Below are 13,274 nucleotides of genomic sequence, written 5' to 3'. Positions count from 1 at the left end.
TTAAACACCTACCTTAATAATCATATTTCCGTATTCCTCGATATAAGCAGTACAGTTAGGAGGAATGACAGTGGTTGTATCTTTTTGTAGCACAATACAAGGACCATTAAATTCAGCACCAACAGGAATCTTCTCTCTTTGATAGAAATTGATTTCGACTTTTACTAGGCTTCCATCGATATTAAAAATAGCATCACCTGTTTTTAACAATGCATCTTCCAATTGATACTCGTGATGGATTGCCTGCTTTTCGATTTTCGGCATGTAGCCAGTTCCAGTTACGCGAATATTGACAAACTCAATTGGGCTGTCTGTAAAGTTATGTCCATACTCTGCTTTATGGCTCTCATGAAAATTGTTCAATGCATCGACAATAGTTTCTTCATCAAGAAATACGTCTGGCAGATCAACACGCAACTCATACCCCTGACCGGCATATCGGCAATCAGCACTTCGAAGAATGCGAATATCTTGTTTGGAGACTCCGTCTTCTTTTAGTTGATTAATAAGCTGGGTTTCTAATCCAGCTAAATCTTCGTTTAAGCCGGAGAAATCCATATTAGTACTCATCATAAATTCCGTTTTGATAACGTCATATTTTAAATCTGTCGTTAATAATCCAGTGGCGGAGTTGATTCCTGGGTATAACGGTATAATTACCTCTGGTATATTTAAAATCTGAGCGACTTCTACGGCATGTAGCGGACCGGCTCCGCCAAAAGCAACCAATGAGAACTCCCTCGGGTCCTCGCCTTTTTGAATCGTTTTTTCACGAATCGCATTTGCCATGTTGTTATTCATTATTTGCAAGACACCTTCAGCTGTTCTTTCTCTACTTAAATCCAATTGTCCCGCTAATTCGTCTATTACCTTGTATGCTGCATTTGTATAGATTTTCATCTCTCCACCAAGGAAATTATGTTCATCAATCCTTCCGAGCACAACGTTAGCATCACTTACTGTTGGCTTTAACCCGCCATGGCCGTAACAGGCTGGTCCTGGACGAGAACCTGCACTTCTTGGCCCAACCTTAAATGCACCGCCTTCATCAATATGGGCTATACTGCCGCCACCTGCGCCGATTGTATGAATATCAATCATCGGTACCATGACTGGATAACCAGCTATCCATGTATCACGAGCTGACGATTCGCCATAACCGCTATCAGTGATAATACCTATGTCAGCACTAGTGCCGCCTACGTCAAAGGTAATCAGTTTTTGACGATTTGTTAATTCCCCGGCCCAAGCTCCTCCCAGGATACCTGCTGCAGGCCCTGACAACAGCGTATTGACAGGCTTTTCAGATACAGTTTTAGGCGTTGCTACTCCACCGTTTGAGCACATAATATGAAGTTCAGCAGAGATTCCTGAATCTTTCAAACTCTGTTCCAAGTTTTGAATGTAATTTTTCACCTTCGGCCCCACAAAGCCGTTAATGGAAGCTGTGGTAAAACGTTCAAACTCACGAAATTGCGGTGAAACTTCAGAAGAAATCGTGACGAATGCTTCCGGATATTCTTCTTCGATAATTTCTTTTACACGTTGTTCATGCTCAGGGTTGGTATAGGAAAATAAGAAGTTAACAATAATAGAATCAACGCCCCTTTCCTTTAACGTTGCAACCGCACCCCGAACTTGATCTTCCTGTACTGGAGTGATGACCTGGCCTTTAACTGGGCCCATACGCTCTGCAATCGCTAATCGATGTCTTCGCTGGACTAATGGTCTATCCTGCCATGGAATTTCTTGCATGATGGAATAGTTTTGTGGTCGTTGATGCCTCCCGATATGTATGATATCCCTGTATCCTTCTGTTGTGATCATCCCTGTTTTAGCCCCGTCATACTCAAGAATCGCATTAGTGGCAATCGTTGTTCCGTGAAACACATGATCAATTGCAGTTCTGTCAATATATTGACGGTCACAAAGTTCAAGAATACCCTGAACCACACCGGTTGATGGATCGTCTAATGTTGTCGGGACTTTATGAATAGCTGTCACCCGTGTTTCAGTATCGCTAAAAATTATATCGGTAAAAGTTCCTCCGACGTCTACGCCAAATAATTTCATAACACTTTCCCCCTTTAAATTGTGTTCTATTATTATTTAAAGCAAGTTTCATGCCAAAGTATAAAAAGCTGATAAAAATAGCTTTTTAATATTGAGAATAAATCGAAATTGCAAAGGTGCAATCCTAAATGGACTAACATCCATAATTTATATCAGAAAATTCATAAAACTAGGTTTAAAATAAAAATTGCAAAATCACAATAGAAATTGCAATTTTGCAACGTTAATGTTGTATTTTTTAACTTTTCTGGTAATCGTCGATGCATCCACTCCCAATTTTTTACTTGCTTCTTTCATTGTATTAGACGTTTCTAAAGTTTGAACAAGGATTTGTTTTTCAAATTGCTCCATTTTTTGCTTTAGATTCAAACCTTCGCCACTGATTCCTTTAGTGTGAGAAGTGGCCTTTTTAAATTTATCTGATAGATCACTTAACTCTATTTGCTGAGCTGATGATATAAGAACGAGTCTTTCAATAGTATTTTGTAATTCTCTTACATTTCCCTTCCATTCATAATCTATGAAAAACTGTACTACTTCCTTATCAATTGTTTTATATAATTTGTATTTATGGTTAAATGTTTCTAAAAAATGGTTGATTAGAAAGGGTATGTCCTCTCTTCGTTCTGATAAAGAGGGAATAGTAATAGGTATAACAAATAAACGATAATATAGGTCTTCACGAAAAGTTCCCTCTCTCACCATATCCTCTAAATTACGATTGGTTGCAGCTATAAATCGAACATCTACTTGTACTGGCTTTATTTCTCCAAGTGGAGTGAACTGCTTTTCATTTAAAAGTTGAAGTAATTTCGCCTGTAAATTAAGTGGTAATTCACCAATCTCATCTAAAAATAAAGTTCCTTTATGCGCTGCCAGGGCTAACCCCTTTTTTCCATCTTTATTCCCACCGGTGAAAGTGCCTTTTGAATAACCAAAAAGCTCAGATTCCATAATACTTTCCGGAATTGCTCCACAATTAACTTTTATAAACGGAGCTTCTTTTCTAATGCTGGAATTATGAATCGTTCTAGCCAGAACTTCCTTACCTACACCTGTTTCCCCTTGCAGAAAAATGGTGGCATCCGAATCGGCTACTCTACATGCCAGTTCATAAACCTTTTCCATAGCCATGGATTTAACAACTATTTCTTGATCTTTTTTCTGAAGAATACTAAGTTCCTGCTGATAGTAATCTAGAATGCTTTTGGTTTCTTCTAATTTTTTTTGAAGGTTTGATATCTCTGTTACATCTTTTGAAATATTAATAACTTTACTCAATGACCCATCATCATTAAAAATTGGGTGCGCATCAACCATTAACCGCCGTCCAGACATCGTTGTTTGATTCATGGTTATTTTACACTTGTGCTTTATTACATGCTTTGTTGAGGATGAGTCTATAACACCATTTTTTTCCATGATAGAGGCGAATCTGCCAATAACATCAGATTCCTTTACTCCTAGAATCTGCTCGCATGCTTTATTAACTCGCAGTACGATTCCCTCAGCATCTGTGATTGTTACAAGCTCACCACTCAAATTCATAATCGCTTCCAGTTCTTGTTTTAACTCAATAACATTAGGAGACTTACTTATGATGTCATCATTATAAACTTCTTTAGGAATGAATAGAATTATCCCAAGATTCCCAGTCATCAATGAGATACACATGAGGTGCATTTCCTCTAAAGAGTTATGAGCGGTAATTTCAAATCCGCCTTCTTTGATTACTTTTATTATGTTACAACCTGGTAATATAACTTGTATAAGATTCTTATCTAGTTTTTTGACTCCTAGTATACTTTCACAAAGTTCATTCCCATATCGTATTTCACCCTTATTGTTTACTAATAGCAGACCAAAGGGAAAATATTTTACTATTTCTTGTAAATTACGCAAATTAATACACCCCTTTTAACATCTGTTTTGAGAACATAGATTTAATAAAATTTTTTTAGGATGAATCCGCTCAGCAGCTAAAGAAAGCACCCAAGCATATAAGTATCTCCATTCCCCACTACATACCAATACGGCAACCCGCCAGTTTGAAAGTTGAATACAATCCCTACGTCTCTTGAACTGGGAACCACATGGAACTGATCTTGGGATACTTCAATCAATTAAGTCTTTCCCTTGTTTTATTGCTTCAATTTTTTTTGACAACTTTGTAGAATTACTATTATGAATTTTCTGCTTTTTTAAGTTGGAGATAAATTCAAAACCATTATCATAAAAAAACTTTTGATTCCTTATAAGAGTAGGATTCTTTCATTATATCATTTACTTATATTTTAATCAGAGAGGTCCGCCCTAACAAGTACATCAAAGAAACAGGTCTCACACGCTCAAAAGCTACTTGAGAGCCATGCATTTAAACGAGTGAAGGAATTAAAATGAATTAGCAAAAGTTCTCTTATACGGAGCAAAAAAGTAGAAGAAAAAAGCCATGTATAATCTCTTCTGATCAGCCTATGGTCGCTAATCGATTAGAGGAACTTCAAGCCGGATATAGGATTGATTGCATGAAGTAAGTGTAAAAAAGCTGCAAGAAGCTGTGCAACTCATATTGTCCACTGCTTCATATCGTGAGAATGCTAAAATGATAAGTAAAAGCTTTAAAGAATCCGGAGGAGAAAAGAAAGCTTTAAAAGCTATAGATGAGTATTTAGCGTTGATTTAAAATAAAGTTTGATTAAAATTCCTGTATTGATATGCAGGAATTTTTTATGCTGCAATACGATCGGGCACGATTGTGGTGAGAAATATTTTTAGCTTAAATGGAGGATGGTCACATCTCTCAGGTAAAGGCTAGATAGTTCCATTTTCTTGAATAGACCTTCTTTTTCGAGTGATAAATCAATAAAGAGAACTGATGTTGGTATATCAGTTCTCTAGTTTACGCAAAATTTAAATGTTAAAGCGTGCGTTCCGCTCCCTTTCCAACTACTCAGAAATTCGAATCAGTATTCAGCCTTACCAGCACTTCATTAAGTTTATTAAAAGTAAAGGATTTTATATCAGGGTTATTTCTGTGTAGTTCATTAATCATAGTAGTTAAAGTCCGCTTTTTTATATCTTTTGCGATGATATCATTGACTTTTTGAATCCTATAAACAAAAGGTTCATAGCTATAATACTTTTCAAGATCACTTTTAAATTTTGCTAACTGTCCATAAATAGGTTTGTTCCAACAAATAATTAACAAATTTATGGCGATGATTTGTAAACAATGAAACCTTTTTTGCCTCATCTAATAATCTTTGCTCCTCTATTTCATAAAAATACTTTAAAGACATAAGTACCCCCTTAATAATTGGTTTGAGTAATAATATCTATTACAATCAATAATCAATTACTTTTTATAAACATTTTTAAATAACAAGTTAATCTAATATAAATATAAAATTAGTTAAGATAATTTGCTCTTAATAATAAAAAAAGTAGCTTATTTTATTATTTGAGAAGAGTACCTCATGTCGAACAACATTTTTAAAATTCTAATAACTATAATTAAATATTTAATTGCCTAACTAACTCAGTTTCACTGTCGTATTCCATTATCTCTACATCTTCTGGGATCATGTGACGATATGTCCTAATATAATATTCTCCCAATGTTTCGCTCCTTTTCTTACAATAATCTTTTAATATGAAAAATATCTTTCTATATTCCATAGGCGCTAAAAAAAGTAATACATTGCCTCATTCCACACGGTTAATTTAGCACGCGGAACATTTCCACTCGAAGTCCACTTGTGTGATTTACATTCTATAATAAGTTTAGGAAAGTCTGTTGCATTTCCCAAGTCAAATATATGATATTTCTTCACTTTGTTTATCCCAACAGGAATACTGACACTTTTATTTAAAATAATATTGTGTGAATTAAAATAATTAAACGCTATCTGTTCAAAGTCCCTGCCTACATGTGCATTACTGATTGAATATTCTCTCTGAAAATTATTCATATGTTACACCTCTAATTATTGTAAACTGTGGATTTGAGTCAATATTTTGGACACTAAAAAGTTAAATCTTAAGCTGTATTCCTAATTCGATCTTCAATGGCTTGTGGGGTTTGATAACCCAAGCTGCTGTGAATTCTTTTTCGGTTATACCAACCTTCAATAAATTGGAACATCGCTAATTTAGCTGTTTGATAGTCTAGATATTGTACGTGGTTGACTTCTTCCTTCTTTAATAGGGCATGAAAGGATTCAATACAGGCATTATCGTACGGGCAACCTTTCTGACTAAAGGATTGCTTAATATGATGGTTTTGGATATGTTGAGTAAACTCACTGCTTGTATATTGTGAGCCAAGATCGGTATGAAGAACTAAGCCCTCCGAGGGCTTTTGTGATAGGTGTGCGTTATTGAAAGCTTTTATGACCAGTTCTGTCGTCATTGAACGAGAAAATGAATACCCTACTATTTTCTTAGAATGAAGGTCTAATACCGAAGCTAAATAACACCATCCGTCTTTTAACGTATGGATATACGTAATATCTGCTACCCATTTCTCATTAATGGTCTGAGTAGTGAAGTCTCGTTTTAACAAATTATCCAATTGAATAACCTTTTCTTTAGATGGATAGGGACGGTATTTTTTCTTAGTAATAGAACGAATTCTCGCCTTGCTCATTAAGCGTTGAACACGCTTTAGACTTAGGGAAAACCCTTTGGTTAATAAGCTTTCATGAATCTTTGGAGCCCCATATCGTCCCTTGCTTTCCAGGTAAATGAGATGAATTTCCTTCGTGATTTCTTGGTTTTCCTGTTCGCGATTTGATACGACTATTTGAAGGGACTGATAATGGCTGCTTCTTGGGATTTCTAGTATTTCACACATCTTCTGTACGGGATATTGTTTCTTGTGTTCCTCAATAAATTCGGTAAGATCTGTTTCGGTTACTTTTTCGCGAATATGGCCATAGCCTTTTTTAAGATTTCAACTTCTTGCTTTAACCGAAGGTTTTCCTTTTGAATGGCGGCTAATTCCTTTGGAGTCATGGACTCTTCCCCTAAACCGATTGGAGTAAATTCTTTAACCCATTTATAAATGGTAACTTCTGATACGCCATATTCGCCGCTTAATTCTTTGACCGAATTACCCGAGTGATAAAGATCTACAATAGTCTTCTTGAATTCATTATTGTATTTTTTACCTGTATTCTTACGTTCCAAGACGGACACATCCTCTCAAAAATCATTGTAAGGACTTAACTAAAATGTGTCCATGAAACTATACTAACTCCACTGCATTTGTTCTTAGTCGATTTTGTATAGAATATTAACTTTAAAGTATTAAGATTCTCTGAAATCATTTCTCTTAACTAATGAAAATAACCTTCTTGCTATCTTCTCCAAATCATTCATGCTTCTCATATCATTAATCTTTAAATAATTTGAAATTAATTTACTCAAAGGTTCCATGTAGTCTATAACCAGCTTATATGTAAGATTATTTATATAATTACAATCTTCTCTAAATTTATTATTGACGTAATCCAGAAAGTTTCTTTCATTCTCATCGTAATGAATCATATTTCTTAATTGAACACATTCATTTCTTAACTCTTTATCAAAATCACTTATTATCTTTGAAAAGCTAAGATTGCATTCATCATCAACTTGGTGAAAAATCTCAGGTAAAAAGGTTTGCATATTTTTCAAGTTATCCATTACTTCATCAGCTTTTATTGAAAGCAACCTTAGTAAAATATAATTATCTAATTTTAGGCTATTAGCATCAGGTATTCCTTTATAAAGCCAATTACAAGTCGAGGCTTCTTGAAGACTAATTACTAATCTTGTTAAAAAAACATTTTTAGGTTCTTTAACAAAAAATTGGGTGTTAAGAATATCCTTCTCTGTGTAAGCTTTTTCATCGTTATAGACAAATGTGGGAGGATCGAAAATAGGTAAAGAGTGATTTGACTTTTCTATAAGTTTTTCAATAGTTATTGCAACGGTCTCTCCAACTAATTTCAAAAAATTGTATATATTGTTACTGGTTTCTTTTGGATTATTGGAAAAAAATTGAGTATCTTGAAATATATAAGTAGTATATATTGTACTCCCAACTAATTGCTTACCATCTAAATAAAAACCTAAATTATCAATGTCATTTCCAAATTGATTAATATGGTTATCTATAATACGTTGATATGTTTTAAGGTTATTTTTCTTTTGAAACAACTTCACACGGTGACGTATTTTTTTAATATCAGGATCTAAATCAATAGATTCATCTAATATTTCTTTATTTATTTGATAAATCATTAAGCATATATCTCTAACTAAAGGAAAAACTGGAACAGCCGGATGCTTCTTATTATTTCTCAACATTATTAATCCTATCATCCCCATTAAATCATAGTATGCTGTGTAAATAGCAGACATAAACACCCTTCCTTCCTTAGAAAAAATTCATATTGTTTCTTAGTATTACATGCCAATATATAATATTTTAGCTGCTTACTAAGTTCGGGGGAGAAACTTGGGCTTGTTGCTGATGGGATTCAATCCGTTCGCTTATTTCAATATTGTTATAGAGAGTCGCATTGCTATACAAGCCTCACTTGCTACGCTATTTAAATTAACGCTCTCTTTGTATCTAATAAGTCGATTAATAAATTTATCCACCTTATGCTGAGTATTCGCTCTTCTCGCCTCATGAACCTGCTTTAATAGTATTAAAGTTGTAGTTATTCTAAAACGAGTTTCTATGGGCTAAGAAGGAGCTTTGATTAAAATACAAAGCTCCACATGTATAAGTTATTTATTTAATCCCTTTTCAAACTCTCTCCATATGTCTTCAATAAAATGAATTGGATAATACCCAGCATCAAGTAAAAACTCTTTGTATTTAGGGTGACTCTGAAAAAATCGAGAAGCATAAGATTTCCTACGTGGTAAATTTGTGGCAGCCTTAAAATCTGGATCTTTAAAAATGAGTTCTTTTAACTCTTCTTTTTCTTTTTCTATTTTAGCCTGACGTTCTTTCTCCATTTCTTCTCTTTTTTCTATGGGAATTTCCTGTAATACTTCTTTAACTATGTAGTTCATCATATAATCACAACTCGAAAGGTCATAAATTTTTTCATTACTAGTACAGTTATAGAACAGAAACCCGTCTTTTATATAGTACATCAATAGACCTGCTGGCTTATCAAAATCAATGTCTTTTACGCCTTTATTATGTTCATGGATTTTTACACTTATCTGTTCTTGTATTATTTTTTCTTCATATTTATGATGATATTCGTCAGGAATTCTGAAGATCGATTCGTATACATACTCATAAGAGTAAAATAGTAATCTATTTTCTACATTCTTATGAAAGTTTAAAAAATCCTTCTGATTTGGTATTTCTATTTTATTATTTAATATCTCCATTTCTATTTCTACGTTAATTAGGGAAAAACCCATCATGTGAGCTTGATTTTCTAAGTCTTCTTTTAGCAAAACCTGATCTTTATTTTCCATAAATACCTCTCCCGAATGAATACAAATTATTGTTTAAGTATACAAATCCCGAAAACAATTAAAGAACACAAAAATTGTGTTCTTTAATTATGGCTATTTTTTTAGTAATAGTTAACACACTTTGAATATGTAAAAATTTTAAACAGCGACTCCCTCTCTAGTCCAATTGCGCATTCAACTCTGCACGATAATCGTCTATAATCGCTTGTATCTCCGGATCTGCCGGAACATTTGTGACGTCGTAGAGGAATCCGTCGGATTCGACCAACGTCATTTTGCCGTCAACGACTTCAAAAGCCAAATCCAGGCGGCCCAAATAATGTTCTTGTTCACCGCCGGCTTGAGTAATTGGCACCAACACCTCTCCGTTGAATTCGTATTCGGGAGTTTTGATGACCTTGTGTGTATCTGCGCCGATTACCGCCGAAACTCCGGGAACCTGAGCCAGCTTATGGTCTTCAGGGTTTCCGGCATGCGAAAGGACAATGTTAATGTCCGACTTTTCACTCACTTCAGGAAGCAACGCATTCAACGCTTCAACCGGTTCGATGAAATCGAGATCTGCTACATCATCCCAACCGCGAATTTCCGGCTTCATCGAAGTAAGGCCGATCATGCCGACTTTTACGCCAGTGAAGGTATAACTCTTCCAAGGCTTTACATTCTGTATGTACTTACCTGTTTCCCTGACAATGACATTACCAGTAAGGATGGGGAAATTCACGTTGCGGTGGTAATCCTTTAACTGTTCATAACGGCTGTCCGGTGTGCCCTCTCCGGCAGGGTAAACGCGGAAGTCGTTGTTTCCGAGAGCCATCGCATCATAGTTCAAAGCTTTCAAAAGAGACGTCTCCAACTCACCTTGCCCCGCTTGAAACTCGCCGCGTAGGAAGACATCCCCGCCATCAACAAGAAGCACATTCTCCTCTTCATTGCGCACATTTTCAATGATGGTGGCATACTTCGCAATAGAATTGTGATGAACGGTTCCATCATCCAGCGTGACGATGTCATCCAAATAACCATGAAAGTCATTCGTCTGGAGAATGGTGAGTTCAAACTTCTCCCCCTCCTTGAGCTTTTCCTCCGCATCTGCCATAACGGGCATTGCGACGAAAGCGGCAGCCATCGCCAGCGAAAAGCAGCCCGTCAATAAATTATTTTTCATTTTATTCATACTATTTCCTCCAAGCAATTACTCTATTAAATTGTAAAACAAGTTATTTAGTTTCCAGTCTTTTCGGATTTTTCAAGAGCTACTAGTTTATTTTTTTCTTCAGAGTTAGTTTTTTCTTCTTTGTCATTGCTAATCACATCATTTGTTGCTTTTTTAAATTCTTTTAAAGTGTTTCCAAAAGCCTTTCCAATTTCCGGTAATTTAGAAGGACCAAAAATGATTAACGCAATGACTAGAATGAGAATTAGGCCAGGAATGCCAATGCTAGATAACAAACGTCTCACCTCCTATCCAATGATGGTTTGTTAGTACTAAAAAAATGTGATCATTACTTATAAAATTGGCATACCATGACGTTCTAAAGCTGCTGCTTCTAATAATGACATGCCTTGTTCTTCTGCGAATGCAGTAAGTTTATCCGAAACAACAGGAGCAAGACTAGCTGGCGGTAGAGCCTGGTTCATAGCTCGTCTACGGGTAGAATTTCTGCGTGCAAATGGTCCCCAAATCGCAAAGGTGATACCTGGTGTTTGCATATTTACAAAGAAAGTATTTCCATCTGGAGAAAATGTAGGGCCAGCAAATTCAGAACCATTCATCATATTTTCAGCGAAAGTATAAATTTTTCCGTCAGGAGTTAATCCAACAATACGGTCATTACCGCCACCATCTTCGGCGATCCAAAGATCTCCCCAAGGTGTAATTGTAATGTTATCTGGTGCTTCTAAATCATTTTTATCAGTAGACTCATAGAATAGTTCTAAGGTGTTTGTCGCTGGCGTGTAGCGATAAACCCGGCCAAGGCGTGCTGAACCTGCACTTGTATCATCAAACCATAAAGTACCTTCTGAAAAATAAGCCCCTTCTAAGCGGCTAAACTGAATACAGCCTTTATCCTTAGCATCTTGCTGTGCGATTTCAGGATTTAATTTTTTCCAAACAATCCCGAATTTTTGTCTAGTACTAAATTGACTTGCAGCTGCAGCTGGTAATTCATCAATCGCTGCTGCTTCAAGGGTACCGCCCTGTTGAAGGGAACCTAGCTTTTGGCTTCGGTCATGTGGTGTAAAACGGTACAAGAAGCTTGGACTTGCGTCTTCCGTTAAATACCAAATTCCTGTTGAAGGGTCGACATGCCCAGCTTCATGGGAGAAATAACCCATATCACGGATCGGTGTTCTTGACATTTCGTTTTCAGGATCAAGCGGATTTACTTCAAATACAAAGCCATGTCCCATATCACGAGTTTCTTCCATTGTTAACCAAGTACCCCAAGTCGTAGCTCCACCCGCACAGTTACGGATTGTACCTGAACTTGATACATACTGATCAATGACTTTGTTATTTTGTCCAACGATTAACGTGGTTGTGCCGCCGGCAGCACCAGCGCTCCAAGGTTTTTTTCCGTTTACAGGGTAATCTGAATTTGTTCCATTTTCATGGTTTCTTACAAGAATGGTTGTACCCTTCTCTCCTTTATAGGCAGCCATTCCATCGTGAGCAGAAGGGACAAGGTCACCATTAGGCATGATATCACCAGTTCGTGAAAGCATTTTGTAATGAAATCCCCTTGGTAGATCAAGAACTCCATTTGGATCCTTTACTAGTGGGCCATATCCACCAAATCCGCTTGTTGGATTGTTAGATTTCGCTGCAAATCCTTTTGTAGTTCCCGCAAGAGAAAATAGCCCCGTTGAACCAAGTGTTAATGCTAAAGTACTCATTCCGCCGACTTTTAAGAAATTACGTCTGTTTAAACCGCTATTGCTAGATATCATCAACATTACCTCCAAATTTTTTTTGAGGAATGCTATATTCCTAATAGCAAACTCTACCCTCAAAATTAACAGACCTTTTTAAATGCTCTGTTAATCCCATGTGATTTTATTCCTTCGCATGAAAAATAAACCAAAAGTCACGGTTTATATGAATAAAGAAGATGGTTATAACCAAATTTTCACATAAAATAGGTGGTATGATCCAAATTGGAGGAAAAACTAAGGATTTTGTCATAAAAAGACCGATGCAGATTATTAAAACTTATTAATAGTTTGTAAATATATGAGATACACACTATTGCAAACTAGTTAAAAATAGCATTTGATGAACATGTCAAACAAATGCTTATTTCTGCCTGTCGAAAGTCAAATCACAAAACAGTAGAAACGTTGAGATGTGCTTAACTAATTAAAAGGCGTATATTTATTGCTTCCAGGAAATAACTCGTTTAAAATAAATATCCTGTTACAACGAAAAAACCTTGATACCACCAGGGGTACCAAGGCTCAAATCAGGTGATACTGGTTCCGTTAGTTTTTTTAAAATCACCAACACCCCTTGTGTTGTCAATTACAGTCCAACCTAATATAGATTACTATAATAACAAACATATAAAGCAAAAATTGGCGGGAATGAGTCCGGTTCAATACCGCCTTCACACCAGCCAATTAACTGCTTTGTATAAACTCTAACTTTTTGGGGTCACACCAGTTTAACGTCCTACTTCGCTTTTACCTTGAATTGGGACACT

The 13,274-nt window shown here is 35.9% G+C and carries 11 protein-coding genes; 2 read left to right on the top strand and 9 right to left on the bottom strand.

Annotation, left to right across the window (positions count from 1 at the left end):
* Together QUF78_RS11055 and QUF78_RS11050 are read right to left on the bottom strand one after the other, a co-directional pair.
* On the bottom strand, positions 1 to 2,073 hold the full coding sequence (locus QUF78_RS11055; protein ID WP_289324674.1) for a hydantoinase/oxoprolinase family protein: 2,073 nt from the start codon (positions 2,071 to 2,073) through the stop codon (positions 1 to 3).
* Between the two features lie 195 nt (positions 2,074 to 2,268).
* Positions 2,269 to 3,975, bottom strand: coding sequence for a sigma-54 interaction domain-containing protein (locus tag QUF78_RS11050; RefSeq protein ID WP_289324673.1), 1,707 nt, complete (start codon positions 3,973 to 3,975; stop codon positions 2,269 to 2,271).
* Positions 3,976 to 4,594: 619 nt separating this feature from the next.
* Between QUF78_RS11050 and QUF78_RS11045 the strand changes: the two genes are divergently transcribed.
* The gene (locus QUF78_RS11045) at positions 4,595 to 4,756 is read left to right on the top strand and encodes a hypothetical protein (RefSeq protein WP_289324672.1); all 162 of its coding nucleotides are present in this window, start codon (positions 4,595 to 4,597) and stop codon (positions 4,754 to 4,756) included.
* 472 nt (positions 4,757 to 5,228) lie between these two features.
* On the opposite strand, the gene QUF78_RS11040 is transcribed toward QUF78_RS11045, so the two are convergent.
* The 7 genes from QUF78_RS11040 to QUF78_RS11010 all read right to left on the bottom strand — a co-directional run bounded on the left by QUF78_RS11040 (position 5,229) and on the right by QUF78_RS11010 (position 12,522).
* Positions 5,229 to 5,372, bottom strand: a complete 144-nt coding sequence (locus QUF78_RS11040; RefSeq protein ID WP_260357344.1) for a hypothetical protein — start codon at positions 5,370 to 5,372, stop codon at positions 5,229 to 5,231.
* Between the two features lie 740 nt (positions 5,373 to 6,112).
* Positions 6,113 to 7,263, bottom strand: a protein-coding gene (locus tag QUF78_RS11035; RefSeq protein ID WP_483313823.1) for an IS3 family transposase whose coding sequence is annotated in 2 segments (ribosomal slippage) — positions 6,113 to 7,014 and positions 7,014 to 7,263 — 1,152 coding nt in all. Because the reading frame shifts where the segments join, the coding sequence is not laid out codon by codon here.
* Positions 7,264 to 7,383: 120 nt separating this feature from the next.
* The gene (locus QUF78_RS11030; RefSeq protein ID WP_289324671.1) at positions 7,384 to 8,481 is read right to left on the bottom strand and encodes a DNA polymerase III subunit gamma/tau; all 1,098 of its coding nucleotides are present in this window, start codon (positions 8,479 to 8,481) and stop codon (positions 7,384 to 7,386) included.
* Between the two features lie 375 nt (positions 8,482 to 8,856).
* A complete protein-coding gene (locus QUF78_RS11025; protein WP_289324670.1) occupies positions 8,857 to 9,567 on the bottom strand; it encodes a hypothetical protein in 711 nt (236 codons plus the stop codon).
* A gap of 157 nt (positions 9,568 to 9,724) precedes the next feature.
* On the bottom strand, positions 9,725 to 10,744 hold the full coding sequence (locus QUF78_RS11020; protein WP_289324669.1) for a bifunctional metallophosphatase/5'-nucleotidase: 1,020 nt from the start codon (positions 10,742 to 10,744) through the stop codon (positions 9,725 to 9,727).
* 47 nt (positions 10,745 to 10,791) lie between these two features.
* Positions 10,792 to 11,019, bottom strand: coding sequence for a twin-arginine translocase TatA/TatE family subunit (tatA, locus tag QUF78_RS11015; RefSeq protein WP_289324668.1), 228 nt, complete (start codon positions 11,017 to 11,019; stop codon positions 10,792 to 10,794).
* A 57-nt stretch (positions 11,020 to 11,076) separates the two neighbouring features.
* A complete protein-coding gene (locus QUF78_RS11010) occupies positions 11,077 to 12,522 on the bottom strand; it encodes an alkaline phosphatase PhoX (RefSeq protein ID WP_289324667.1) in 1,446 nt (481 codons plus the stop codon).
* A 516-nt stretch (positions 12,523 to 13,038) separates the two neighbouring features.
* On the opposite strand from QUF78_RS11010, the gene QUF78_RS27825 reads away from it, so the two are divergent.
* Positions 13,039 to 13,215, top strand: a complete 177-nt coding sequence (locus QUF78_RS27825) for an IS3 family transposase (RefSeq protein ID WP_353957906.1) — start codon at positions 13,039 to 13,041, stop codon at positions 13,213 to 13,215.
* Positions 13,216 to 13,274: the final 59 nt, after the last annotated feature.

The organism is Peribacillus sp. ACCC06369, from assembly GCF_030348945.1.
Lineage (GTDB): Bacteria > Bacillota > Bacilli > Bacillales > DSM-1321 > Peribacillus.
Note: the sequence above shows the minus strand (reverse complement) of the source record. Positions and strands in the feature narration are given on the sequence as shown.